At 30.6% G+C, this 25,271-nt stretch carries 25 protein-coding genes; 14 read left to right on the forward strand and 11 right to left on the reverse strand.

The window, feature by feature from the left end; translation table 11 throughout:
* Window positions 1-2: 2 nt before the first annotated feature.
* From WG945_RS16345 to WG945_RS16355, 3 genes are all read left to right on the forward strand, one after another.
* Window positions 3-968 carry a CPBP family intramembrane glutamic endopeptidase gene (locus tag WG945_RS16345; RefSeq protein ID WP_068449974.1) on the forward strand — a complete coding sequence of 322 codons (966 nt, stop codon included), beginning with the start codon at window positions 3-5 and terminating at the stop codon, window positions 966-968.
* Window positions 965-2,056, forward strand: coding sequence for an AMP-binding protein (locus WG945_RS16350; RefSeq protein WP_068449975.1), 1,092 nt, complete (start codon window positions 965-967; stop codon window positions 2,054-2,056). The genes WG945_RS16345 and WG945_RS16350 overlap by 4 nt, the downstream gene beginning before the upstream one ends.
* Window positions 2,057-2,490: 434 nt before the next feature.
* Entirely contained in the window at window positions 2,491-2,976 is a 486-nt protein-coding gene (locus WG945_RS16355) for a thioredoxin family protein (RefSeq protein ID WP_082864240.1), read from the forward strand.
* A 60-nt stretch (window positions 2,977-3,036) separates the two neighbouring features.
* On the opposite strand, the gene WG945_RS16360 is transcribed toward WG945_RS16355, so the two are convergent.
* The 6 genes from WG945_RS16360 to WG945_RS16385 form a co-directional block, all read right to left on the reverse strand.
* Entirely contained in the window at window positions 3,037-4,137 is a 1,101-nt protein-coding gene (locus WG945_RS16360; RefSeq protein ID WP_068450001.1) for an OmpA family protein, read from the reverse strand.
* Between the two features lie 109 nt (window positions 4,138-4,246).
* Window positions 4,247-5,146, reverse strand: coding sequence for a Ppx/GppA phosphatase family protein (locus tag WG945_RS16365; protein ID WP_068449976.1), 900 nt, complete (start codon window positions 5,144-5,146; stop codon window positions 4,247-4,249).
* Between the two features lie 7 nt (window positions 5,147-5,153).
* The gene (locus WG945_RS16370; protein ID WP_068449977.1) at window positions 5,154-5,642 is read right to left on the reverse strand and encodes a SixA phosphatase family protein; all 489 of its coding nucleotides are present in this window, start codon (window positions 5,640-5,642) and stop codon (window positions 5,154-5,156) included.
* A gap of 34 nt (window positions 5,643-5,676) precedes the next feature.
* Window positions 5,677-6,324 (reverse strand): pyridoxamine 5'-phosphate oxidase, encoded by a 648-nt coding sequence (gene pdxH / locus WG945_RS16375; RefSeq protein ID WP_068449978.1) that lies wholly within the window; start codon window positions 6,322-6,324, stop codon window positions 5,677-5,679.
* A 67-nt stretch (window positions 6,325-6,391) separates the two neighbouring features.
* The gene (locus tag WG945_RS16380; RefSeq protein WP_068449979.1) at window positions 6,392-7,579 is read right to left on the reverse strand and encodes an NAD(P)/FAD-dependent oxidoreductase; all 1,188 of its coding nucleotides are present in this window, start codon (window positions 7,577-7,579) and stop codon (window positions 6,392-6,394) included.
* A 185-nt stretch (window positions 7,580-7,764) separates the two neighbouring features.
* Entirely contained in the window at window positions 7,765-9,195 is a 1,431-nt protein-coding gene (locus tag WG945_RS16385) for a sodium:solute symporter (protein ID WP_068449980.1), read from the reverse strand.
* Window positions 9,196-9,373: 178 nt separating this feature from the next.
* Between WG945_RS16385 and recR the strand changes: the two genes are divergently transcribed.
* Window positions 9,374-9,991 carry a recombination mediator RecR gene (gene recR, locus WG945_RS16390; RefSeq protein WP_068449981.1) on the forward strand — a complete coding sequence of 206 codons (618 nt, stop codon included), beginning with the start codon at window positions 9,374-9,376 and terminating at the stop codon, window positions 9,989-9,991.
* Window position 9,992: 1 nt separating this feature from the next.
* Here recR and WG945_RS16395 read toward each other — a convergent pair whose 3' ends face one another.
* The 5 genes from WG945_RS16395 to WG945_RS16415 form a co-directional block, all read right to left on the reverse strand.
* Window positions 9,993-10,448, reverse strand: coding sequence for a hypothetical protein (locus WG945_RS16395; RefSeq protein ID WP_068449982.1), 456 nt, complete (start codon window positions 10,446-10,448; stop codon window positions 9,993-9,995).
* A gap of 60 nt (window positions 10,449-10,508) precedes the next feature.
* Window positions 10,509-11,096 (reverse strand): CopD family protein, encoded by a 588-nt coding sequence (locus WG945_RS16400; RefSeq protein ID WP_068449983.1) that lies wholly within the window; start codon window positions 11,094-11,096, stop codon window positions 10,509-10,511.
* Between the two features lie 295 nt (window positions 11,097-11,391).
* On the reverse strand, window positions 11,392-12,408 hold the full coding sequence (gene hemH / locus WG945_RS16405) for a ferrochelatase (RefSeq protein ID WP_068449984.1): 1,017 nt from the start codon (window positions 12,406-12,408) through the stop codon (window positions 11,392-11,394).
* A 56-nt stretch (window positions 12,409-12,464) separates the two neighbouring features.
* Window positions 12,465-12,983, reverse strand: a complete 519-nt coding sequence (locus WG945_RS16410) for a TrmH family RNA methyltransferase (RefSeq protein ID WP_068449985.1) — start codon at window positions 12,981-12,983, stop codon at window positions 12,465-12,467.
* Window positions 12,984-13,043: 60 nt separating this feature from the next.
* Window positions 13,044-13,928: an AraC family transcriptional regulator gene (locus WG945_RS16415; protein ID WP_068449986.1), complete on the reverse strand. Its 885-nt coding sequence runs from the start codon at window positions 13,926-13,928 to the stop codon at window positions 13,044-13,046.
* A gap of 204 nt (window positions 13,929-14,132) precedes the next feature.
* On the opposite strand from WG945_RS16415, the gene hemA reads away from it, so the two are divergent.
* The 10 genes from hemA (at window position 14,133) to WG945_RS16465 (ending at window position 25,252) form a co-directional block, all read left to right on the forward strand.
* A complete protein-coding gene (hemA, locus tag WG945_RS16420) occupies window positions 14,133-15,368 on the forward strand; it encodes a glutamyl-tRNA reductase (protein WP_068449987.1) in 1,236 nt (411 codons plus the stop codon).
* 10 nt (window positions 15,369-15,378) lie between these two features.
* Window positions 15,379-16,974, forward strand: coding sequence for a hydroxymethylbilane synthase (gene hemC, locus WG945_RS16425; RefSeq protein ID WP_068449988.1), 1,596 nt, complete (start codon window positions 15,379-15,381; stop codon window positions 16,972-16,974).
* Between the two features lie 123 nt (window positions 16,975-17,097).
* Window positions 17,098-18,063 carry a porphobilinogen synthase gene (hemB, locus tag WG945_RS16430; RefSeq protein WP_068449989.1) on the forward strand — a complete coding sequence of 322 codons (966 nt, stop codon included), beginning with the start codon at window positions 17,098-17,100 and terminating at the stop codon, window positions 18,061-18,063.
* Window positions 18,064-18,150: 87 nt separating this feature from the next.
* A complete protein-coding gene (gene hemL / locus WG945_RS16435) occupies window positions 18,151-19,440 on the forward strand; it encodes a glutamate-1-semialdehyde 2,1-aminomutase (protein WP_068449990.1) in 1,290 nt (429 codons plus the stop codon).
* A gap of 137 nt (window positions 19,441-19,577) precedes the next feature.
* Entirely contained in the window at window positions 19,578-20,606 is a 1,029-nt protein-coding gene (hemE, locus tag WG945_RS16440; protein WP_068449991.1) for a uroporphyrinogen decarboxylase, read from the forward strand.
* A gap of 2 nt (window positions 20,607-20,608) precedes the next feature.
* The gene (locus tag WG945_RS16445) at window positions 20,609-20,953 is read left to right on the forward strand and encodes a 5-carboxymethyl-2-hydroxymuconate Delta-isomerase (protein WP_068449992.1); all 345 of its coding nucleotides are present in this window, start codon (window positions 20,609-20,611) and stop codon (window positions 20,951-20,953) included.
* Between the two features lie 123 nt (window positions 20,954-21,076).
* A complete protein-coding gene (locus tag WG945_RS16450) occupies window positions 21,077-21,832 on the forward strand; it encodes an EI24 domain-containing protein (protein ID WP_068449993.1) in 756 nt (251 codons plus the stop codon).
* Entirely contained in the window at window positions 21,813-22,718 is a 906-nt protein-coding gene (gene hemF, locus WG945_RS16455) for an oxygen-dependent coproporphyrinogen oxidase (RefSeq protein ID WP_068449994.1), read from the forward strand. Before WG945_RS16450 ends, hemF begins: the two co-directional genes overlap by 20 nt.
* A gap of 149 nt (window positions 22,719-22,867) precedes the next feature.
* Window positions 22,868-23,977 carry a tetratricopeptide repeat protein gene (locus tag WG945_RS16460; RefSeq protein WP_068449995.1) on the forward strand — a complete coding sequence of 370 codons (1,110 nt, stop codon included), beginning with the start codon at window positions 22,868-22,870 and terminating at the stop codon, window positions 23,975-23,977.
* Window positions 23,978-24,055: 78 nt separating this feature from the next.
* On the forward strand, window positions 24,056-25,252 hold the full coding sequence (locus WG945_RS16465; RefSeq protein WP_038527458.1) for an IS256 family transposase: 1,197 nt from the start codon (window positions 24,056-24,058) through the stop codon (window positions 25,250-25,252).
* The last annotated feature ends 19 nt before the right edge of the window (window positions 25,253-25,271 follow it).

Below are 25,271 nucleotides of genomic sequence, written 5' to 3' on the forward strand. Positions count from 1 at the left end.
ATATGAATTTTATACAACAAGCATATAAAGGAAACAATGAATGGTTTCATTGGGTATTAACTATCATGGCCGTTTTTGCTGGGTGGCAAATTTTAGGTGTCATACCTTTAACGGTTTTGGCTATTATGCATTCTGCAAATATGGCAGAGTTTACTGCGGCTGCTCAAGATAACTTTATGACGTTAGATATCAATAAAAACCTCTTTCTTTTTTTTATGATATTAATGTTCTTTTTTGGATTGGTTAGTCTTGTTATAGCAATTAAGTACATCCACAAAAGAACTGTAACATCTTTATTAACAAGTAGAAAATCGATAGATTGGAAGCGTTTTTGGTTTGGTTTTATTACTTGGGGAATTGTTTCTTCTGTTGTAATTATGGGAGGTATTCTTTTAGCTCCAGAAAACTATGTTTGGAACTTTAATCCAGTGCCTTTCTTTACCTTATTAGCAGTCTCTTTTCTCTTTTTACCTTTTCAAACTTCATTTGAAGAGTTGTTATTTAGAGGTTATTTTATGCAAGGTTTGGGAATTTTAGCTAAAAATAGATGGGTACCTTTAATTTTAACTTCGGTTTGTTTTGGTTTACTACATGGTGCAAATCCAGAGGTAGAGAAGTTAGGCTATATTTCTATGGTTTTTTATATTGGTACGGGTTTCTTTTACGGAATTACTACTTTAATGGACGAAGGAACTGAATTGGCAATTGGCTTACATGCTATAAATAATATTGTTGCAGCATTTTTTGTGACTACAAATTGGACCGTTTTTCAAACGGATGCTTTATATGTTGATACTTCAGAACCTTCTGTAGGATGGGAAATGTTTTTCCCTGTTTTAGTTTTATATCCAATACTATTATTTATTTTTTCTAAAAAATATGGATGGAAAAACTGGAAAGAAAAACTTACAGGAAAAATAGAGCAACCTGTTAATTTAAAAGAAAATTATAGAATTTTAGAAGATTGAAACGAAACAGATTTCATATAAAATTTCAATTAAATGGCGTTTCATTTTCTTCTGTAGATGAAATTATAACGTTTGCATCTATTTTTTCTGATGAAATACACCAATTTTTAAAGAACTGGTTTTCTGACGATCCATATATTATAGTTAAAACTTCAGGATCTACAGGTGTTCCAAAAGATATAAAATTGCAAAAAAGTAAGATGATAAACTCTGCTTTGGCTACCGGTGCTTTTTTTTATTTAAAAGAAAATACAACGGCATTATTATGTTTGCCTACAGAATATATTGCCGGAAAAATGATGTTGATAAGAGCGTTAACTTTAGGTTGGCAATTAGATGTAGTGGCTCCAACTTCTTTTCCTCTTCGAGGGATAAAAAAAATATTTGATTTCTCTGCAATGGTGCCGCTACAATTAGAGAATTCTTTAAACTCACTAAATCAAATTAAAAAGTTAATTGTTGGTGGAGGAGTAGTTTCTAAGCAATTAGAAAATAAAATTTTAAACACTACGTGCACTGTTTTTGCTACTTATGGTATGACAGAAACGATTACACACATTGCTGTGAAAAGATTAAATAATTTTTCTTCAATAGAAAGAAATACGAGTATGAAATCTTTACAAAAAGGGTTTTATGAAACTTTACCAAATGTAGAAATTTATAAAGACGATAGAAACTGTTTGGTTATTAATGCGCTAGAGGTTTCAAATGAAGTCATTTTTACAAATGATATTGTAAATTTAGTTTCAGAAACTCAATTTGAATGGTTGGGGCGTTTTGACAATGTGATAAACTCAGGAGGAATCAAACTACACCCAGAAAAAATTGAAGAAAAATTATCAGAAATAATTAGCAAGCGTTTTTTTGTAGCTGGTATTCCAGACAGTACATTAGGAGAAAAACTCGTTTTAATTATAGAAGATTCTTATACCTCAAATGAAGTTGAAGTTTCTTTTAAATTGAAAATTAATCAATTAAAAGCACTCACTAAATTTGAAATTCCCAAAGAAATTTATTTTGTAACTAAATTTATAGAAACAGAAACAAATAAGATTCAACGTAACAAAACTTTAGATTTAATAAAATAATATTTTAAATTTATAAGCACTTTTTTTTAATAGTCATTGTTGTCTAGCGTGTTTTATTAAATTAATATTTTAGAAAATGCTTATTTTAAGGTAAATTATAGATGTGAAGAACTTCTTTTATACTCACTAAAGTTGTACTATTCTAACCCTTTTTATAAAATTAGTATAATTAATAAGTAAATGCTGTTGTTTTATTGAAAATATTTAAAAATTTTGTATTTTTGTTATTGTTCTGACGATAATATATAATAATTAAATTGGGGGATTGAATTTATTATATTCTAAGAATAACTAAGGTCGTAATTTTTTAATTACGGCTTTTTTTATTTTTTTAAACTAGAGTTAAAGCTTTTATTTATTTCTGATTATAATAATTTTTATTTCGAGTTTTTTTTCTGGTATTATTTTTGATATTTTTAATAAAATTAACATTCATGAAAAAAGTATTTTTAGGTTTTACTATTTGTTTTTTTTCTATTACAAATAATGTAGCACAAGAGCAACATGTAGAAAATCAAAAAGAAAATAAAGAAGCCCTTTCTATAAATTGGGAACCTTCTTTTAGCGATGCTTTAAAGAAGTCTAAAAAAGAAAATAAACCAGTACTTATTTATTTTACTGGATCAGATTGGTGCGGACCATGTATTGTTTTAGATAAGAATCTTTTTCATTCAGAAAAGTTTAAGGCTATCGCAGATAATGATTTAATATTATACGAGGCAGATAGTCCTAGAAATTTAGATTTGGTTTCTCCTGAGCAGTTAGAAGTAAACAATGATTTAAAAAGGAAGTTTAATATAAATACATTTCCCACGTTAGTTTTTGTAAACCACAAAGGAAAAATGATTGGCTATAAAAAAGGGTTAATTCTTACAGATTATTATTATCCATTTATTCAATCTGTTATAGAGAATTATTAAACATAAAAAAAACCGAAGCAATTTGCTCCGGTTTTTTTACCTCTAGTTTTTAGAAGATAATTATTTTTCATTCACTACTCTAAATGTAGTTCTTCTGTTGGCTCTGTGTTGCGCTTCTGTACAAGAAACACCATCTGCACATCTGTTAGTTAATTTTGCTTCACCATAACCATTACCAGTTAATTTACTTGGGTTTACACCTTTAGAAATTAAATAGTTAGTAACTGCTTGCGCTCTTCTTTCAGATAAATCTTGGTTACTCTCTTTTGTTCCTCTAGAGTCTGTATGAGATTCTAAAGCTACAGATACCCCCGTTTTTAGAACTGGTAATAATCTTGTATCGATAATTCCTTTAGCAGCAGAAGTTAAAGTAGCGCTTCCTAAGTTCCAGTTAATAGGTAAAATAGTATTGTTTACTAATTCACACTCAACTTCTTTCCAAGTTGTTAGACCTCCTTTATTTACTAAAATTTCTTTAGTTACAGTTTTGTATTTCGCAGCAACAGTAACTTCTTCTAGCCATGCATCTTTTACTAAAACTGTTTTGTTGATATTTCCGTACTCTGCAGGAATTTCAATAGATTTTGTAGTTGGTGCAGAAACCATAACTTTTGTTGTATAGGTTTTCTCATAACCAGGAACTTTGTCAGAAACAGTACTTGCGTCTTTATCTAACTTAGTTAAAGGAATTGTAACGTATTTTGCAGGAACTGGTTTGTAGCACCAGTATCTACAGTCATTAGGGTCGCTAGACTCACAATCAGGAGCTTTTTCACTCATTTCCCAATTTGCAGAAGCTGCTTTTGTTTCAATAGTTTCAGAATCTGGGTTAAATGTTGCTTGAATAACTCTTAATTTATTAGCATCTTCTTTAGCAGTATAGCTTACTGTTTTGTCTTCCCACACAGCAGGTACAACAACTAAACGCTGTCCAGCTTCTTTAATTAATACTCTTTCTGTAACAGTATTGTATTCTGCAGGATGTGTAACAATTTTTTTGTATGCCGGAGCAACTTCTATTGTTACGTCTTCATTTTTCCAAACTTCAGGAGTTTTACAACGTACGTAGCATTTTCCTGGTTCTGGGTTTTGTGGTAAGTCTTGTGCAAATGCTGTTGCACCAAACATTAATAATGTAGCACCTAGTAAAATTTTTTTCATAATAGATTTGTATTTTGAGTTTTTATTCATATTTATGACACAAACTTTTCTAGTAAGTCACATCATTCTTCTCAAAAGTACAAATTATGTTAAAGAAATCATAAAAAAATCACAACTTATTGTAAAATAGGCTTTTAATAATCCCGTCTGAAAGACCAATTTTAGGAACATAAATTTTTCTTGCCCCACTCCATTTCATTGCAGACAAGTATATCTTTGTTGCAGGTATAATAACATCAGCTCTATCTGGGTTTAAACTTAACTCAGAAACCCGCTCATCAAAAGTCATTTGTTTTAAGAATTGATATTGAGCATTTAGATATATATAAGAAATTGGTTTTCCTTCCGCTCGTCCAGACATTTTAAATAACTTGTTAATGTTACCTCCAGAACCAATTAAAGAGACCTTCTTTAAGTCTTTAGTGTTTTTCTTAATCCACTTCTCTACATTTGCATAAATTTCTTTATTTACAGCTTTTTTGTTATTTAACAAACGTACTGTACCCATTTTAAAAGATTTTGACGTAAGAATTTTTCCTTCAGAAAATATGGTGAATTCTGTACTACCACCACCAACATCAACATATAAATAAGAATTATCTCCTTCTATTAATTGATTTAAGTCGGTAGATGAAATGATAGCTGCTTCTTCTTTTCCTCCAATGATATCAATTTGTACTCCTGTTTGTTTTAGAATTTTTGCTGCAACTTCTTTTCCGTTTTCTGCTTCTCTCATTGCAGATGTTGCACAAGCTTTATATCTTTCTACGCCATGAACATCCATTAATAATTTAAATGCTTCCATAGCATTAATCATTCTACTAATGTTTTTTTCACAGATCATTCCTTCACCAACAAAAGCATCCGCTCCTAAACGAATAGGAACACGTACTAAAGAAGATTTTTTAAATTGAGGCTCCTTGTCTTCAGATACAATTACATTGGCAATAAGCAATCTAATTGCATTGGAACCAATATCTATAGCTCCATATTTTTTAATTTCTAACAAACTATTTTTATTTATGGTTTTTAGGGAATTCTATCATAAACGTTTTCCCTTTCTTTATGTTTTTCCAGTGCTTTTCTTCAAACTGTATACCTACAACACCACAAGTTGATACATGAGAAATGGGCTTGTTACCAAACTTGTTTACAAACGAATTAATACCATGATCATGACTAAAAATGATTGCAGAATTAAAACCATCATCTAAAGCGTTTACTGTCTTTACCAAATACCCATCACTAAAGCTATATAGTTGTCTTTTTACTTGAAGGTTCGATAATGGAAATTCGAAATTTTCACAAAAAATAATCGCTGTATGCAATGCTCTATTAGCACTACTTGATACAAAAACATCTGGTCTGTCTATTTCTTTAGCTAAGAACTTAGAGATTAAATGTGCATCTTTTATTCCGCGTTTTTTTAGAGGTCTGTCAATATCTTCTATTCCTGAGTATTCCCAAGAAGATTTTGCATGTCTAACAATGTATAAAGTTTTCATTCAATTCTTATTGTTGAGTTGTAAATATAAAAATTTATGGTGCTAATCTTTCTTTTTTCCAAGAAAAATCTTCTTCTAGGGTGTATCTTATTCTATCATGCATTCTATTTGGTCTCCCTTGCCAAAATTCTATAGAAATTGGTTTTACCAAATAACCTCCCCAATGTTTAGGTCTTATTATTTCCTTTCCTTTAAATTGGTTTTCAAAAGTTTTTAAATTACCATCTAATTCTTCTCTAGAAGCAACCACTTCACTTTGGTTAGATGCCCAAGCACCTAGTTTGCTACCGTCTGGTCTCGATTCAAAATAGCCATCAGACAAATTTTCTGCTAACAGTTCTGCATTTCCTTTTATAATTATTTGTTGTTCTAAGGCTGGCCAAAAGAAAGACAAACAAATATTATTATTTGCTGCAATTGCTTTTCCTTTTTCTGAATTGTAATTGGTGTAAAAGATAAAACCTTCCCAAGTAAATTTTTTTAATAAAACAACTCTACTTTTAGGGAAACCATCTAAACCAATGGAAGAAACGGTCATTGCATTGCTTTCATCAACCATGTTGGATGTGTCTGCTTTTATAAACCAAGTTTGGAATAATTCTATGGGGTTTTCTGGGCAAATACTTTCTAAAAGTTCTTGCTTTTCGTAGGATTTTCTATAATTACTTAAATCTTTAGACATTCTTTTAAATTGGATACAGTAAAAATACAGAATATTTTAACAGGATAAACATTCTAAAACATGCTTTTTAAGCATTTTTATTGAAATATTTTGCAAGGTAAACGCCAATACTAGCACACCCCTGAATTAAATATCCACCAGTAGGCGCATCCCAATTTAACATTTCCCCAATACAATATTGATTCGGGATTTTATGTAGCTGAAAATGAGTATCTACAGCATTTAGGTTAATGCCACCAACAGTGGATATTGCTTCATCTAGAATTCCCAAACCGATAATTTCTAGTGGAAACTTTTTAATGTTTTCTGATAAAATTACTGCATCTAAATAATCCTCTTTAGAAAGTGTTGTTTTTAATAAATCTATTTGAGAGTTGCTTAATTTGAGTTCTTTTTTTAAGATTTGTGTGGTGTTTTTTAAAGTTGAATTGATCACTTTAGAGGTAACTTTCTCTGAAGTTAACATCGGTTTAAAGTCGATATAAATACGAGCTTTTTCTGTTGATTTTAGCTGTTCTCTAATTTGCGGACTCAACCCATAAATGGCATTTCCTTCTAAACCGAATTTTGTAATTACAGCTTCTCCTTTTTGTGTTTTATCAGCGCAAGTAATAGCAATGTTTTTTAAAGGATTTCCTTCGTTTTGGATGATGAAATTAGTTTTCCAATCTACCTTAAAAGCACAGTTAGAAGCTTCAAAAGGCATGGTTTTAATCTCTTTTTCTTGAAAGGTGTTTAACCAACTTCCGTCAGAACCTGTTATTTTCCAACTTCCTCCGCCTAAAGAGAAAACTGTATAATCAGAAGTAATGGTTTTATTATTTATAATTAAATTATGGTCAGAATCCCAACCAGAAAAAGTGTGTTCATATTTAAAGATGATTCCTTTTTCTTTTAAATGATTTAATATTGTATTTAAAACCGTAATTGGTTTTATGCCGTCTTCAGGATAGACTCTTTTGCTACTTCCTATATAGGTAGGAATTCCAATCTCTTTTAACCAATCTCTAAAATCATCATTGGTAAAACTAAGTAAAGCCCTTTTTAAAAAATCACTAGGTGTATAGCGTTCTATAAAACTAGTTATAGGTTCTGAATGAGTTAAATTAAAACCACCTTTTCCCGCAACCAATAGCTTTCTACCGGCAGCTTTGTTTTTTTCATATATAGTAACCTCAAATTTATTTGCGTCTAAAAAAGCAGCTAAAAGGAGGGAAGATGGTCCGCTTCCAATAATGGAAATTGTTTTTTTCATGTTGTCAAATTTTAAACTTAACTCAACCTATTGAATTATTTTATTTCAATTCTAAATTTGAATTAGAAACATTAGATTTAATATTTGTTTATTTAAAATTAATAGTAATCTAAAACAGAAGCGTTTTACTGTCTCATAAACACTGTTAGTTAAGTTATTGGAATTTAGCTTAGATTTAAACCAATCTACTTTTTAATTATAGTTAATCCAATAAAAGTTAATACTCCATTTAACACCAATACAAAAAATCCAAAATCGAAACCTAATTTTTCTTTAGAATAATAGCTAATGATTAAAGTTAGTATAGGAGCTATTAAACAAATTAAAGGTACTATTTTATCTTTTACATTCATTTTGGTAAACATTCCAAAAGCATATAAGCCTAATAATGGTCCGTAGGTATAACCAGCAAACGTAAATATTTTTGCAATTACACTTGCATCTGCAATAAAATATTTAAAGATAAGAATGGTGGCAATTAATATTAGAGAGAATATAATATGTATTCTTTTTCTAATTTTTTCTTGTTCATTTTTCTCTTTCTTTTTATCAATTTCTAAAATGTCGATACTAAAAGAAGTGGTTAAAGAAGTTAAGGCAGAATCTGCACTAGAATATGCAGCAGCAATTAATCCTAATAAGAAAAATAGCGCTGTAGCCAAACCTAAAGTTCCTTGGGTTGCTATTAATGGAAAAAGTTGATCTTTATGGGCGTCTATGCCGTTTTGTTGTGCGTAATCGGTTAATAAAACACCCAAAGCTAAAAAGAAAAAGTTAACAATTACCAAGACAATTGTAAACCAAAACATGTTTTTCTGCGCGTCTTTTAAGTTTCTACACGTTAAGTTTTTTTGCATCATATCTTGGTCTAAACCAGTCATTACAACTGCAATAAATGCTCCTGCTAAAAATTGTTTCCAAAAATAATTCCCTGCATTTACATCCTCAAAAAAGAACGTTTTAGAGAGTTCGCTATCGGCAACATAGGTAAATATATTGTCAATCTTCATTTCGGTAGAAATGGTGTAAATACAAACACCTACAGCAAGCAGCATAAATAAGGTTTGTAAAGTATCTGTCCAAACAATTGTTTTTATACCGCCTTTAAAAGTGTACAACCAAATTAATAAAATAGTAATAGAAACCGTAACCCAAAAAGGAACACCATAGGCATCAAACAAAATAACTTGTAAGACATTTGCTACTAGAAATAATCGAAATGCTGCACCAATTACTCTAGAAAGTAAAAAGAAACTCGCACCTGTTTTGTAAGAATAGTTTCCGAAACGATCTTGTAAATAGGTATAGATGGAAGTTAAATTTAGTTTATAATAGAGAGGCAGTAATACCAAACCAATTACTAAGTACCCAACAACATAGCCTAGAACCATTTGAAAATAACTCATAGAATCTGTTTCTACCCAACCAGGTACAGAAATAAATGTAACTCCAGATAGAGAGGCACCAATCATACCAAAGGCAACTAGATACCAAGGTGAAGAATTATTTGCTTTAAAAAAGGTTTTGTTGTCTGCAGATTTCCCGGTGATGTAAGAAATAAATATTAATACAGAAAAATAAGCGACGATTAATAATAAGATGTAAAGTGGTTGCATAGAGTAATTAAGAATGTTCTATTTTAATGCACGAATATAGGATTTTTAGAGAATAGAATATAGAAAAGTGTATAAAGAAAATAATGGATAAGATAGCGGTGAAGTCGTTTGTAAAAAGAGTTACTTTTCTTAAACATCTTGCATCTTTTTTCTCTTTAAAATTGTAATTTTGCCGACTATGGATTTTTCATCAAAACTTTTAGAAAATGCAGTGAACGAAGTATCTCGTTTACCAGGGATAGGGAAAAGAACTGCATTGCGTTTAGTACTACATTTGTTAAAGCAACCTTCGGATAATACCAAATTTTTAACAGAGGCTTTGTTGCATTTAAGAAATGATGTGAAAAACTGTGAAAAATGCCATAATATTTCTGATACTGAATTGTGTGATATTTGCTATAATGTAAAGAGAAACCCAGAGATTGTTTGTGTTGTAGAAGATATTAGAGATGTAATGGCTATTGAAAGTACGTCTCAATTTAATGGATTGTACCATGTTTTGGGCGGTAAAATTTCTCCGATTGAAGGTATTGGTCCTCAAAACTTAAAAATAGAAAGTTTAATTAAGAAAGTAGAGAGCGGAGAAGTTAAAGAATTGATTTTTGCTTTAAGTTCTACAATGGAGGGTGATACGACTAATTTCTATATTTTTAAACAAATAGAAAAATTTAATATAACAACATCTACAATTGCACGTGGAATTTCTGTGGGTGATGAATTAGAATACGCAGATGAAGTTACTTTAGGTAGGTCTATTGTAAATAGAATTCCGTTTGAACAAAGTATAAGAGGGTGATTTAATCGATTCTATAAAAAAATATTTGGTTAGGATTTTCAGTATTAGGATTTTCAAAGTCAAAATCAATTTCGTCATGTTTTCCGTCAATAGTTGAATTGAGAATAAAGTAATTTTCAACATCAGAGTTGTCGTATTTAAAAGATCCCCAAATTCTATTATAACGGCTATGGGTTATAGTTAATTTACCGGTTAAGGTTTTTGAGTATACACACTTATTATTATTAGGATCTCTTTTGTATTTTCTATGAATAAAGCTGTCATCAGAATTAATTATCAAATCAATAGAGTCGTCAACAGAACTACCTGTACAATATGCTTGTATTGAAGGGGTAAATTGTCTAACTCTAAAATTACCGCTAAAATCTCCCAACCCATAAAATTCTGGTTGGTCATCATTAGAAGTGCAAGAAAATAAGATGATAAGGATAGAGAATGCTAAAATTTTGTTTTTCATGTTTTTTAATCTAAGATATCAGTTTTTAAAATAGTTAATGTTGAAATGAGTTTTATTTACTTATTCTTTTTTATGATCACTTTCTAAAACTTCTCTCTCAGCTTTTTCCCAAGATCTTTTTTCTCTTATCTTCTTGTAGAGTCTAATTCCTAACATTAACAGTACTCCAAAAAGGATAATACCTACAACACCCCAAATCCAATTTATAGCAGATTTTAGGGTTACTAAAAAAACGACTGCAAATAAAATAAGTGTTGGTGCTTCGTTTATAATTCTTAATTTGAATGCTGTGTATTTTATAATATTATTCTGTAATTGTTTGTATATTTTATGGCAAAAACCATGATAAACATACAATGCTAAGACAAAAGTAAGTTTTATGTGCATCCAAGGCATTTCTAAATAATGCGGATTTTTGTACAACATCCAAAAGCCAAAGATACTTGCTAAAATTGCAGAAGGCCAAGTAATAATATACCACAACCTTTTGCTCATTAATTTATATTGAGTTTGTAAAATTTCTTTTGCAGGTTCTGTTTTCTTTTCTGCTTCTACATGATACATAAATAAGCGAACAATATAAAATAACCCAGCAAACCAAGTAACAATAAAAATAATATGTAAAGCTTTTACGTATAGGAAATCCATAATTTTTTAATTTTATTTATTCTAATCGATGTCATTACTAATGAAGAATTAGGAGGAATCTAAGTTTTACTTATAATAAGGTTTCTCAATTGCTAAAAAAAAGCTCATTTCGAAATGACATATTGAATACTAGAATATATTTTAATTTTAGCTATTTGTTTGCAAACAAGTTTAGCCCTGATTGAAGCGGCATCCTTTTTTCTGGCAGTTCGAGTGAATTTGCTTTTTTGCAAATTTATATCGAGAACAGAAGAAAAAAGATATAGCAGAAAGCAGGAAAAAGCTTCTAATAATTTTACTTATTTCTCCAGTCGTTAATCCATTTTACCATAACATCTACCCAATCGTCATTGTCATTCATACAAGGTATGTGTTTGTAATCTGTACCTCCAAACTTTAAAAACTCGTCTTTTCCTTCCATGGCAATTTCTTCTAGAGTTTCTAAGCAGTCAGCAACAAAGGCAGGAGTTACAACGGCTAATTTCTTTTTTCCTTCTGATGGAAATTTCTCTATTTCGAAATCTGTATAAGGTTTTAACCAAGGATCTTTTAATAAACGAGATTGAAAAGAATTACTATACGTACCTTCTTTTAAGTTTAAGGCTTTAGCAATTTCTTTTGTAGTTTCAAAACATTGATGTCTGTAGCATGTGTGATGTGCAACAGAATTGCGCTCACAACAAGAACCATCAATTTTACAGTGGTTTTTAGTAACGTCAGATTTCATTATATGACGCTCCGGAATTCCGTGATATGAAAACAAGATATGATCATAATCAAAACCTTCTAAATGATTCGCAATGTTGTTACTCATTGCTTTTATGTAATCTGGTTCATTATAAAAAGCAGGTAAAACGTCTAATTTTACTTGCGGATATTTTTCTGCTAAAATTTCTTCTGCTTTTACAACAACCGTTTCGTAAGAAGACATTGCGTAATGCGGATATAATGGTGCTAAAAAGATTTCTGTTACTCCTTTATCAACAAGTTCTTTAATACCTTTTTCCATGGTCATAGAACCGTAACGCATTGCCAAAGCAACAGGTAGGTCTACTTTTTTTATTACTTTGTCTGTAAATCTTTGAGAGATTACAACTAATGGAGAACCTTCTTTCCACCAAATTTTTTTATAAGCAGCACCTGCTTTTTTTGGTCTTGTTTGTAAAATAATTCCGTTAATAAGCAACCAGCGTTTCCAATACGGAATGTCTATTACGCGTTCGTCCATTAAAAATTCTCCTAAATAACTCTTTACATCTTTGGTGTCTGTAGAGTCTGGTGATCCTAAATTGTTTAGTAATATTCCTTTCATTTAAAAAAGTTTCAAAGTATTTAAGTTTTAGTTTCAAATTTATAGAAATGAAACTCTTATATTTTATTTTTGCTTACTGTTAGTTGATTAGTAACTTCATACAAAGTGATTGCTAAACTGTGTATAACATTCATGCTAGAGTTTCTACCAAACATTGGTATTGCAATGGTATGGTCTAATAAATCTACATTTTCAATTCCGTTTCTTTCACTTCCCAAAAGTAATACGATTTTTTCATGATTTTTAAAATTAAAATTTTGAATATCGATACTTTTATCAGTAATTTCTATACCAATAATGGTGTTTCCTTCTTGCTTTAATTGGTGAATCAGTAAATCAAAATTAGTATAAACTTCATGCTGAATTTGGTTTACCGTGTTTCTTGCTGTCTTTTTTACAATTCTATTTTCTGTAGAAGGTGAGTTCTCATGAAAATAAATTTTTTGTACTCCAAAACTTTCCGAAATTCTAAAACACATTCCTATGTTTTCAGGTGTTCTAATAGCATCGCAAACAATTGTTATAGGAAATTGCTTTTGATTATTTTCTATGTCGTAATGTGTTAATTGTTCCAAATTAATTTTGATTCAAAGTTAAAAAAAGATGTTTTTTTAAATTTTAGTTTAGCTTGCTATTTACTCTTTTAAGCTCATTACATACTTCTTTGGCGTTGTGCCAAACTTCTTTTTAAAGGCTGCAATAAAGTGGCTAGAGGTGCTGTAGCCTACTTTTACACCAACTTCATTCACATTATATTGATTACTTTCTAATAATTTTCTAGCGTACTCCATTTTGTAATCAAAAAGAAAACTAAAAACGGTATCTCCATAAATCTGTTTAAACCCTTCTTTTAATTTTTTGATATTTAGACCAATTTCATTTGCTAATTCTTGCAAACCTGGTGGTTCTGCCATTCTAGCAATGATAATTTCTTTTGCTTTTCTAATTTTTAATACATTTTGTTCATCTACTAAAAAAGGACAAAATTCACCTTCTGGGTTTTCTTCTTTTTGAAAATGGATACTTAATAATTCGTAAACTTTTCCTCTAACATATAATTCTCTAATAGAACTATTTGTTTTAGAATTTATAATTTGCTGTAAAATAATAGAAACAGTAGGTTTAATTTCTGTGTCGTCATAATACTTCTTGTTGCTGTTTTCATCACTTAAAAAAGGAATGTAACCAGACTCTTTAGAAAATAACGAGTGAAATTTCTCTATAGAAATTAATAACGAAACCAATGTTGTTTTGGGTTGAATTTCTAAATTGATAGGTAAAACTCCTTGTGGGTTGTATAATAGAATTGCTCTATTGTCTAGAACATCAAAAGAGTAGCTGCCATTATTAAATAAAAATTTAGATTTACCTCTTAAACAAAAATGAATTTGTATAAATGCATTATTAATTTTTCTTTCAAAGTTATGTACTTCTTTACTTTCATTCTGAAAATGAAGTACATAAAAACCTTTCTCTAAAGTAATTTCTTCAAACGTACTTTCTCCGACATTTTTAAACATCTCTAATGTTTTTAGTTTCTATCTTTTTATTTAGAATGATTCTATATAAAAATAAATAAAAACTCAATTATGCAGCAAAAGTAATGCTTTTAAGGTGTTTTACTCATAAAATTTAATTAAAAAACATATAACGTTATAAATAGTCCTTTAAGCGATATTTTTTTCTAATTGAAGTTTATACTTTTGTCCAACTTTTAGAATAATATGCAAGAGCACAGGCAAGAGCACTTTTATAATATTGGCGTTAGTTACAAGAAAGCAGATGCTAACACACGTGGAAAATTTTCTTTATCCAAAGAAAATCAAATTTCATTGTTAAAACTTTCAAAAATGAGAGGGCATAAAGGGGTCTTTATAATCTCTACCTGCAACAGAACAGAAATAAGTGGTTTTGCAGAACGTCCATGTCAATTAATAGAATTGTTATGTGAGTTTTCTGAAGGAACCATTCAAGAGTTTTCTAAAGTTTCTAATGTTTATAAAAATCAAGAAGCAATACATCAGTTGTTTAGAATTGGTACCGGATTAGAAAGTCAGATTTTAGGTGATTATGAAATTGTAGGACAATTAAGACAGTCGTACAAAATAGCAAAATCGTTAAAAACGACCAATGCGTATTCAGAAAGATTGATTAACTCTGTACTACAAGCTAGTAAAAGGGTTAAAAATGAAACAAGATTAAGTTCTGGAACAACTTCTGTTTCTTATGCCGCTATACAATATCTAATTAAAAATTTACCAGGTTACAATTCTAAAAACATTTTAGTTTTTGGTTTGGGTAAAATGGGAAAACATACTTGTAAAAACTTAGCAGAATACACACAAAACAAAACTGTTTGTTTAATCAATAGAACTGAAGAAAAAACAACAGAATTTGTAAAAGAACATGCTACTATTAGAAAAGCTGTTATAGAAAACTTATCTGACGAAATTGAAAAAGCAGATGTTTTAATTGTTTCTACAGGAGCAGACAAACCTACTATTACAAAAGAACTTATTGCTAAGAATAAAGAATTGTTAATTTTAGATCTATCGATGCCTGAAAATGTGGCAAAAGATGTTGCTGATTTTGATGGTATTACTTTAGTAAATATAGATGAGCTTTCTAAAATTACAGATGAAACTTTAGCGGTACGTCAACAAGAAGTACCGTATGCAGAAGCAATTATAGAAACACATAAAGCAGAGTTTAATGAATGGTTAAATCATAGAAGATTTACGCCTGCAATTGCTGCTTTAAAGAAATCATTAGAAAATATTACAAACGACGAAATTAACTTTCAGAAGAAAAAAATTGCTGGTTTTGATGAAAATCAGGCAGAAATTTTAACTTCACGTTTTATACAGAAAATAACCACCCAATTTGTGAAACACTTAAAAGATGAAGAAACATCTGTTTCACAAAGCCTACAAGTAATTAATAAGGTTTTTAAATCTTAATCAAAACACCATGCAGAAAATAATTAAAATAGGAACTCGCGATAGCCAATTAGCGCTTTGGCAAGCTAACAAAGTGCGCAAAGAATTAAAGGAGTTGGGCTATGAGTCTGAGATAGTACCTATAAAATCTTTTGGAGATATTGTTTTAGATAAACCTTTATATGAGTTAGGTGTTACAGGTGTATTTACTAAGAATTTAGATGTTGCTATGTTAAATGGTGATATTGATATTGCTGTACATTCTCTTAAAGATGTACCTACTGTTTTACCAGAAGGTATCATACAAGCTGCAGTTTTAAAGCGTGCAGATTATATAGATTTATTGGTTTTAAAAGATAACGAAGAGTTTTTTGGACAACCAGATGGTATTATCGCTACAGGTAGTATCCGTAGAAAAGCAATGTGGTTAGACCGTTATCCTACGCATAAAGTAGAAGGAATAAGAGGAAATGTAAATACAAGATTAGAAAAATTAGCCAATAGTGAAACTTGGAATGGAGCAATTTTTGCTGCTGCAGGATTAGAACGTTTAGGTTTAAGAGAAGCAGAAGCAATTCCGTTAACATGGATGGTTCCTGCACCAGCACAAGGGGCTATTATGGTTGCTTGTTTAGAAAAAGATGATTTTGTAAGAGATGCTTGTGAACAAATTAATCATTACGAAACTAAGGTTTGTGTTGGCATAGAAAGAGAATTTTTAAACCTTTTAGAAGGTGGTTGTACTGCGCCAATTGGAGCTTTGGCTTATATTGATGCAAGAACAGAAGAAGTAGTTTTTAAAGGAGTTTTATTAAAAAAAGACGGTTCTAAGAAAATTACAGTTACTAAGAATGCAAAAATGGGAAGCCATCGTTATTTGGCTAAAGATTGTGCAGATTATGTAATTAATAAAGGTGGTAAAGAATTAATGCAAGAAGATGCAGCAGAAACTGTAGCACCTTTGCAAAATATCTTTTCTACGAAGAAGCTTTCTGAGCTTCAAAAAGAAATTGTTTCTGAAACTATTGGTGTAAAAGATAGCGATTTTATTAAAATTCGTTTTAATAGAATTCCTGCTAAGGTGATGAAAAACGAAATAGAAAACGTTATTATCACAAGTCAGAATGGAGTAGAAGCGTTGTTAAATTCTTTCACAAAAGATGAAATGAATTTTAAGAACATTTACTGTGTAGGTAGAAGAACAAAAAAGCTAATTGAAAATAGAATTGGTAAAGTAGCACATGCTGCAAAAAATGCTAAGAAATTAGCAGAATATTTAGCAGAAGAATTAGAAACTAAAAAAGTAACTTATTTTTGTAGTAATCTAAGATTAGATGTGTTACCAGCTTCTTTAAAAGCAAGAGATATTCAAGTAACTGAAGTAGAGGCTTACAAGACCATGCTAAGTTCAGAAAAAATTGATGATGAAGTTTCTGGAGTTTTATTTTATAGTCCATCAGGAATTGAAAGCTATTTAGAAGAAAATAACCCAGATAGAATTGCTTTTTGTATTGGAGAAACAACTGCCGTAGAAGCAAGAAAATATTTTGAGAAAGTTGAGGTAGCAAACATGCCAAGTGTAGATAGCCTTTTAGAGTTGGTAAACACTTATTTCTCTAAAGAATAAAAAATGTATCCTCGAGTATTACTTTCAATTAAAATATTTTTTGATTGAAAGTACGGACGCAGTTCTCGAGAGGTTTTATAAATTAGGTCTCGACTGCGCTGGACCTGACATAAGCCAAAATTTATGTTCAGAACTAGAAGATTAAGAAAAACAGAAGGAATTAGAAGATTAGTTAGAGAAACTAAGGTATCTGTAGACGATTTTATTTATCCTCTTTTTATTGAAGAAGGAGAAAACATAGAGGCAGAAATTGTTTCTATGCCAGGAATCAAACGTTTTTCTTTAGATAGAATTTCTAAGGAATTAGATGAGGTTGTTGAACTAGATATTCCGGCTGTTTTATTATTCGGAATTCCATCTACAAAAGATGAAAAAGGAACAGAGACTTGGAATGATAACGGAATTATGCAACAAGCAATTCGTTTTATCAAGAAAAATTATCCGAGTTTATATGTAATTACAGACGTATGTTTCTGTGAATATACTTCTCATGGTCATTGCGGAATTATACACGACAATGATGTTGATAATGACGCTACCTTAGTAAATATTGCAAAACAAGTTATTTCGCATGCAAAAGCAGGTGTAGATATGGTTGCACCATCAGGAATGATGGATGGAACGATTGATATGATTCGTCAGTCTTTAGATAATACCGGTTTTGTAAACTTACCTATTATGGCATATGCTGTAAAATATTCTTCAGCTTTTTACGGTCCTTTTAGAGACGCAGCAGATTCTGCGCCAACTTTTGGAGACAGAAGAACATACCAAATGGATCCTGCAAATAGAGATGAAGGGATGCGAGAAGCAACTTTTGATGATCAAGAAGGAGCCGATATTTTAATGGTAAAACCAGCATTATCTTATTTAGATATTATAAGAGATTTAAAAAACAATTTTGATCGTCCGATTGCTTGTTATAATGTAAGTGGAGAATATGCAATGGTAAAAGCCGCTGCAGAAAAAGGTTGGATTGATGGCGAAAAAGTAATGATGGAAAGTTTACTGTCTATGAAAAGAGCAGGAGCAGATATTATTATTACGTACTTTGCAAAGGAAGCAGCTAAGGTTCTGTTGAAAAAATAACGTCATTACGAGGAAGAATGACGAAGTAATCTTTTAATTAATTAGCAGATTGCTTCACTGTGTTCGCAATGACAGAAAACTAAAAAAATGAAATTCGAAAAATCAGAAAAATTATATAAAAAAGGATTAAAACATCTTGTTGGAGCCGTAAATTCTCCAGTAAGAGCATTTTCTTCAGTTGGTGGAAATCCTTTATTTATCAAAAAGGCAAAAGGAACTAAAATTACAGATGTTGATGGTAACAAATATATAGATTTAGTACTTTCTTACGGACCAATGATTTTAGGTCACAGACATAAAAAAGTACAAAAAGCTGTTGAAAAAGCATTAAAAAACGGATATTCTTTTGGAGCATCCACAGAAAATGAAATTAAGTTAGCAAAAATAGTTTGTGATGCTTTTCCGGGAATGGATAAAGTCCGTTTTGTAAATTCTGGTACAGAAGCTGTATTAAGCGGAATCCGTTTGGCAAGAGCATTTACCGGAAGAGATAAAATTATAAAATTTGCAGGTTGTTACCATGGGCACCAAGATGCTTTATTAGTCGCTGCAGGTTCTGGTTTGGCTACATTGAGTTTACCTGGTTCTAAAGGAGTGCCAGAAGGCGCTGTAAAAAACACGTTAATTTCTAACTTTAACGATTTAGATAGTGTAAAAAAACATTTTGAAAACGACGATAATATTGCAGGTGTAATTATTGAACCAATTGCTGGTAATATGGGCGTTGTTGTTCCTGAAAATAATTTCTTAGTAGAATTAAAAGCCTACTTAGAAACTAAAGGAGCTTTATTAATTGCTGATGAAGTAATGACAGGATTCCGTTCTAAATTTGGTGGAGCGCAAGAATTATTAGGAGTAGAGGCAGATATTACGTGTTTAGGTAAAGTTATTGGTGGAGGTTTCCCAGTAGGAGCTTATGGAGCAAGAGAAGAAATTATGCAAGAAGTTGCCCCTTTAGGCGGCATGTATCAAGCAGGGACGTTAAGTGGTAATCCAATTGCAATGGCAGGAGGGATATCAACTTTAACAGAATTGAAGAAACAAGATCCGTATAAAAAGTTCGAAGAAACGGCTAGTATTTTAGAAGTGATTTTATTAGAAACTGCTAAGAAATACAATGTAGCTTTAACTGTAAATAGATTTGGTTCTATGCTGAATCCTTTCTTTGTAAATAGTGAAGTGACTAATTTTGTTAAAGCACAATTATCTGACACAAAAAAGTTTGCAGTTTTCTTTTGGGAAATGATCAAAAATGGAGTTTTCTTACCTCCAAGTCAGTTTGAAGCATGGTTTTTATCATCAGCTTTATCAGACAAGGATATTAAGAAAATAGCAGAGGCTGTAGATAAAAGTATGTTAGCTGTTTCAAAAATGTAAATATATAAATCGTCATTACGAGGAAGAATAACCAAGTAATCTCTTACTAAACTAGAAGATTGCTTCACTACGTTCGCAATGACGTTCAATAATCATAAATAGCTAATAGCCAAAAGCTAATAGCCAAAAGCTAAAAAATGATAAAAAAAGATTTATTTTTAAGAGCCTTAAAAGGAGAAACTGTAGACAGACCACCCGTTTGGATGATGCGTCAGGCAGGAAGATATTTGCCTGAATTTCAAGAAATAAAAAAGAAATATGACTTTTTTACACGTTGCCAAACTCCAGAGTTAGCATCAGAAATTACAGTGCAACCAATCCGTAGATACGGAATGGATGCTGCAATTCTATTTTCAGATATTTTGGTAATTCCACAAGCAATGAATATAGAAGTGCAAATGAAACCCGATTTCGGACCTTATTTACCGAATCCAATTCGTACTCAAAAAGATTTAGATTCAGTAATTGTTCCAGATATTCAAGACACTTTAGGTTATGTAATGGAAGCTATTAAAGCAACCAAAGAAAAACTAAATGATGAGGTGCCATTAATTGGTTTTGCTGGTTCTCCTTGGACAATTTTATGTTATTGTGTACAAGGGCAAGGTTCTAAAAACTTTGACAAAGCAAAAGAATTGTGTTTTACAAACCCTGTGGTTGCACATAGTTTATTACAAAAAATTACAGACACTACAATTGCGTATTTAAAAGCAAAAGCAGCAGCAGGTGTAGATGCTGTTCAGGTTTTTGATTCTTGGGGAGGTATGTTATCTCCTTTAGATTATCAAGAATTTTCTTGGCAATATATGCAACAAATTATCGATGCCTTAAAAGACGAAACTCCAGTTATTGCATTTGGTAAAGGATGTTGGTTTGCTTTAGACGAGATGTCTAAATCGGGTGCTTCTGCTTTAGGGGTAGATTGGACGTGTTCTCCAAGAAATGCACGTTATTTATCTGGCGGAAAAATTACACTACAAGGTAATTTCGATCCAACAAGATTGTTCTCTCCACCAGCGGTCATCAAAAAAATGGTGCATCAAATGATTAATGAATTTGGTAAAGACAGATTAGTTGTAAACCTTGGTCATGGTATTTTACCAAACATTCCATTAGAAAACGCAAAAGCATTTATAGATGCTGTAAAAGAATATAAAGCATACTAAGAATGCCACATTTTATTTTAGATTGTTCAGAAAACATTTTAGAATTACGAGAACCAAGAAAAATTTTAGAAGCCGTTTTTGAAACGGCTTTTTCTACAGGTTTATTTGATAGAGATGATATTAAAGTACGCTTAAACCCGTTTAAACACTCTTTAGTACAAAGTGAATCAGCAGATTTTATTCATGTTTTTGGTAACATAATGGAAGGACGAACTGGAGAACAAAAATCAGATCTTTCATACGCAATTGTAGCAACTTTAACTACATTGTTTCCTAAAGTGCCAGTTATTTCTATGAATATAAGAGATTTTGAAGCAAATACTTACTGTAATAAATCTATGATTTAGATATATAATATGGGCGTTACTTTGTGCTGAAAAAAATCAGCATAAAGTCGCGCTTTCCATTATATCTTTTTGCAGAAAAAGCAAAAAGGATGTCATTTCAATCGCTAACGCAAACCAATGCTAATGATTAAAAATATACTTTCAGGAATAACAGCATATTCTGGTGTTTTTGGTTTAATATCTAAACTTAAACTATGGAAATACTTTGCAGTTCCGGTATTAATTAGCATTTTAACAGCAACTATTATTGGTTTTACAGCTTATGGATTATCCGATAATATTGGTAGTTTTTTAGCCAAAATATGGATTTGGGATTGGGGAAAAGAAACATTTACAACCATAACCTCTGTTATAGGTGCCATCTTTGTTTTAGTAATAGGCTTAATCTTATATAAGCATATTATTTTAGCATTATCTGCGCCATTTATGAGTGCCGTTTCAGAGAAAATTGAAATTCATATTAATGGAGATTTAGAACACAAGCACAGAAAAACTAGTTTTCAAGAACAATTATGGCGAGGAATAAGAATTAATATCAGAAATTTAGGGAAAGAATTATTGATTACAATCCCCATTTTATTACTTAAATTTATTCCTGTTGTAAATATCTTTTCTACTATTTTATTATTTTTAGTACAAGCATATTATGCAGGTTTTGGTAATATGGATTACACTTTAGAAAGACACTTTAATTATAAAGACAGTATTAATTTTGTAGGGAAAAATAAAGGTATTTCTATTGGTAACGGAATTGTTTTTATGCTGTGTTTATTAATTCCGGTTATTGGAATCATTATTGTTTTACCACTTTCTGTAACTGCTGCATCAGTAAAAACAGTAGCCTTATTAAATAAAGAAAATGAAAGATCAGTTTTATAAATATATAGAAAACTTACAAGACCAAATTACTTCTAAATTAGAAGAAGTAGATGGTAAAGCTAAATTTCAAGAAGACCTTTGGGTAAGAGAAGAAGGCGGTGGCGGTAGAACTCGTGTTATAGAAAATGGAGGCGTTTTTGAAAAAGGTGGTGTAAATATTTCTAAAGTTTTTGGCGAATTACCAGAAGCATTAAGAAAGCAATTTAAAGTAAAAGAAGGAAACTTCTTTGCTTGTGGATTAAGTTTAGTATTGCATCCAATAAATCCTTTTATACCAACTGTACATGCAAATTGGCGTTATTTTGAAATGTATGACGACGCTGGTAACATTGTAACACAATGGTTTGGTGGCGGACAAGATTTAACGCCCTATTATTTATTTGATGAAGATGCAACTCATTTTCATCAAACATGTAAAACAGCCTGCGATAAGCATCATCCAGAGTTTTATCCGAAGTTTAAAAAAGTATGTGATGAGTATTTTTGGAATGCTCACAGAAATGAAGCTCGTGGAATTGGTGGTCTATTTTTCGATTATCAAAAGGAAACAGAAGAATTTTCTATAGAAGATAGATACAATTTTGTGACAGAAATAGGGAATAGTTTCTTAGAAAGCTATGTGCCTATTGTAGAAAAAAGAAAAGAAATAGAATTTACAAGAGCACAAAAAGATTGGCAAGAAATAAGAAGAGGTCGTTATGTAGAGTTTAATTTGGTACATGATAGAGGTACTCTTTTTGGTTTAAAAACCAACGGACGAATAGAAAGTATTCTAATGAGTTTGCCGCCAATTGTTCAATGGAAATACAATCATCAACCAGCAAAAAACTCAGAAGAAGAAAGATTGATTAAAGTATTAGAGAATCCTAAAGATTGGATTTTATAGAGATAAAAAGGCAAAACGATTCGTTTTGCCTTTTTATTTACATATTTTTTTTATGGCTATTCGTTTTAGTTGTTGTATTTTGCTTTAACTTCTGTAAAATGGTTTCTTATCAGCTATTTTGTATTGGGTAAAAATACAATGACAAAAAAATGTATTACAAAATTATACTACCTTTTTTACTTCTTTTTATTTTAAAAGTCAACTCTCAGAATTTAGATTCTATTTTTATCTCCAAAAAAAACATTGTAAAATCCATTAAAACGGATGAAAAAAAGGCACAATTTTTATATGATTGTGGAGAGTTTTTTTATTCTAAAAATGTTAATAAATCAGAATATTTTTATCGAGAAGCTTTGACCTTAACTGAAGGTACGAATAGTTTAATGGAAGGTAGGGTTTTATTTAAATTAGGTTTTGTAGAGAAAAATGAAGGGAATTTAAGTACAAGTCTCAGGTATTTTAACAAAGCAAAAGAAATATTTAAAGATAAGAATGATATTGAGCGTTTAGCTTCTGTTTATTTTGATATTGGGTATGTATATCGTTATAAAAATCAGATCGACGTAGAGTATGATTTCTATAAAAAAGGATTGAAATTAAGTGAAGGAGGGAGTGAAATACTAATAGGAAAAGGGTATTTACATTTAGGGAATTATTACACTAGATTAAAAAAATTAGATTCGTCAATTTATTTTTATAATAAAGCGCTTGACGTATTTAAGAAAATAAATAAAGATAATAGGATTTATAATGTTTACAATAATATTTCTAATACCTATTACAAACAAGGTAGGTATAATAAAGTAATTAGTATTAGAAGTTTAGTTTTAAAGTATGCCAAAAAGGAAAATAATAAACTACTTATAACGGTAAACTACCATAACATTGCTGCTGCATATAGGCAATTAAAAGATTACAAAAAAGCAAAAAAATATTTAGATTCTGCTATTCTAGTTGCTGAAGAAGAGAATTTTAAGTTACGATTATCAAAATCTTATAATTCAATTTCAAAGATTAGTTATTCATTAAAAGATTATAAAGAAGCATTTCTACAACAACAAAAATATAAGATTTATTCAGATTCTATTTTCAAATCTCAATTATCAAATACAATTGAAGAAGTAGAATTAAAAAATAAGCACAAGGTAGAAAAGAAAAATTTAGAAATATTAAATCAAGAACAAGCTTTCGATAAGAAGTTGTACTTAAGTATCATTCTGGTGTTTTTGTTATTGGGTATTCCTGGCAGTATCTCATAAACTGTGTAAGTTTTAAAATCTCAGGTTAAATATTAATCTGAGATTTTTTTATTCATTAATTTTAACTTTTACACACTTATGAAACCAGAAGATTTATTAAACGAAGACTTTTTAAAACAATTCAAGAATGCACCAGAGCTAACATCCTTTTTAGAACAGTTGCACAAACGTGGTATTGAGAAGTTACTAGAAGGGGAACTAGATGCCCATTTAGACTACGATAAGCACAAAAAAAGTAAAGCAGCCAACCTTCGAAATGGTTACACTAAAAAGAAATTAAAATCCGTTTTAGGAGAAACAGAGATTCAAGTTCCTCGAGACCGTGATAGTTCTTTTAATCCTTTAATTGTAAAGAAAAGAGAAAGTACAACAGAAGGCATCGAAAATATTATTATATCGCTTTATGCCAAAGGCATGAGTAACAGTGATATTGAAGAACAAATACGTGAGCTGTACGATTTTAATATTTCTACATCCACTATTTCAAGGATTACAGATAAGATTACAGAAGATGTTATTGCTTGGCGGAACAGGCCTTTGGAGGCCACTTACCTAATTGTTTGGATGGATGGCATCGTATTTAAAGTTAGGGAAAACTCTAAAGTCATAAACAAGACTATTTATATTGCAGTAGGCCTGAGAACAGATGGCAAAAAGGAAGTCCTAGGATTATGGTTAGGTAAAAATGAATCTTCAGCCTTTTGGATGAGTGTTTTAACCGATATTAAAGCTCGAGGAACTCAAGATATACTTATCACAGCTACCGATAATTTAAATGGATTTACGGATACTATTAAAACTATTTTTCCGAAATCAACGACTCAAATTTGTGTTGTGCATCAAATAAGAAATTCGTGTCGTTACGTGGTCTGGAAGGACAAAAAGGAATTTACTCGTGACATGAAGCAAATCTATACTGCTCCTACAAAAGAAGCTGCCAAAGCTGCTTTAAATGACTTCAAAACTAAATGGGATTCTAAATATTCTTACGCCATTAAAAGTTGGGAAAATAATTGGGATGAGCTTACAGTATTCTTTGATTTTCCTATTGAAATAAGAACCATAATCTACACCACAAATCTTATAGAAAACCTAAATGGAAAGATACGGAAATACACAAAAAACAAACTCTCGTTTCCAACCGATGAAGCAGTTATGAAATCCGTGTTTTTAGCTTTGAGAGAAAGCACTAAAAAATGGACCATGCCAATCAGAAATTGGGGAGTGATACTAAATCAATTTTTAGCTATATTTGAAAACAGGATTAAGTTATAAATAACCTAACCCTGAAATT

It is taken from the genome of Polaribacter atrinae (assembly GCF_038023995.1).
In the GTDB taxonomy this organism is placed as follows: Bacteria; Bacteroidota; Bacteroidia; order Flavobacteriales; family Flavobacteriaceae; genus Polaribacter; species Polaribacter atrinae.

Excerpts from the sequence above, each read along its gene's own strand:
- WG945_RS16345 (WP_068449974.1), top strand. The coding sequence starts at position 3 with ATGAATTTTATACAACAAGCATATAAAGGAAACAATGAATGGTTTCAT.
- WG945_RS16355 (WP_082864240.1), top strand. The coding sequence starts at position 2,491 with ATGAAAAAAGTATTTTTAGGTTTTACTATTTGTTTTTTTTCTATTACA.
- WG945_RS16450 (WP_068449993.1), top strand. The coding sequence starts at position 21,077 with ATGATTAAAAATATACTTTCAGGAATAACAGCATATTCTGGTGTTTTT.
- WG945_RS16445 (WP_068449992.1), top strand. The coding sequence starts at position 20,609 with ATGCCACATTTTATTTTAGATTGTTCAGAAAACATTTTAGAATTACGA.
- WG945_RS16385 (WP_068449980.1), bottom strand. The coding sequence starts at position 9,195 with ATGCAACCACTTTACATCTTATTATTAATCGTCGCTTATTTTTCTGTA.
- WG945_RS16360 (WP_068450001.1), bottom strand. The coding sequence starts at position 4,137 with ATGAAAAAAATTTTACTAGGTGCTACATTATTAATGTTTGGTGCAACA.
- hemC (WP_068449988.1), top strand. The coding sequence starts at position 15,379 with ATGCAGAAAATAATTAAAATAGGAACTCGCGATAGCCAATTAGCGCTT.
- WG945_RS16415 (WP_068449986.1), bottom strand. The coding sequence starts at position 13,928 with ATGTTTAAAAATGTCGGAGAAAGTACGTTTGAAGAAATTACTTTAGAG.
- pdxH (WP_068449978.1), bottom strand. The coding sequence starts at position 6,324 with ATGTCTAAAGATTTAAGTAATTATAGAAAATCCTACGAAAAGCAAGAA.
- WG945_RS16460 (WP_068449995.1), top strand. The coding sequence starts at position 22,868 with ATGTATTACAAAATTATACTACCTTTTTTACTTCTTTTTATTTTAAAA.
- hemH (WP_068449984.1), bottom strand. The coding sequence starts at position 12,408 with ATGAAAGGAATATTACTAAACAATTTAGGATCACCAGACTCTACAGAC.
- recR (WP_068449981.1), top strand. The coding sequence starts at position 9,374 with ATGGATTTTTCATCAAAACTTTTAGAAAATGCAGTGAACGAAGTATCT.
- hemE (WP_068449991.1), top strand. The coding sequence starts at position 19,578 with ATGATAAAAAAAGATTTATTTTTAAGAGCCTTAAAAGGAGAAACTGTA.
- WG945_RS16465 (WP_038527458.1), top strand. The coding sequence starts at position 24,056 with ATGAAACCAGAAGATTTATTAAACGAAGACTTTTTAAAACAATTCAAG.
- WG945_RS16400 (WP_068449983.1), bottom strand. The coding sequence starts at position 11,096 with ATGGATTTCCTATACGTAAAAGCTTTACATATTATTTTTATTGTTACT.
- hemA (WP_068449987.1), top strand. The coding sequence starts at position 14,133 with ATGCAAGAGCACAGGCAAGAGCACTTTTATAATATTGGCGTTAGTTAC.
- hemL (WP_068449990.1), top strand. The coding sequence starts at position 18,151 with ATGAAATTCGAAAAATCAGAAAAATTATATAAAAAAGGATTAAAACAT.
- hemB (WP_068449989.1), top strand. The coding sequence starts at position 17,098 with ATGTTCAGAACTAGAAGATTAAGAAAAACAGAAGGAATTAGAAGATTA.
- WG945_RS16395 (WP_068449982.1), bottom strand. The coding sequence starts at position 10,448 with ATGAAAAACAAAATTTTAGCATTCTCTATCCTTATCATCTTATTTTCT.
- WG945_RS16370 (WP_068449977.1), bottom strand. The coding sequence starts at position 5,642 with ATGAAAACTTTATACATTGTTAGACATGCAAAATCTTCTTGGGAATAC.
- hemF (WP_068449994.1), top strand. The coding sequence starts at position 21,813 with ATGAAAGATCAGTTTTATAAATATATAGAAAACTTACAAGACCAAATT.
- WG945_RS16380 (WP_068449979.1), bottom strand. The coding sequence starts at position 7,579 with ATGAAAAAAACAATTTCCATTATTGGAAGCGGACCATCTTCCCTCCTT.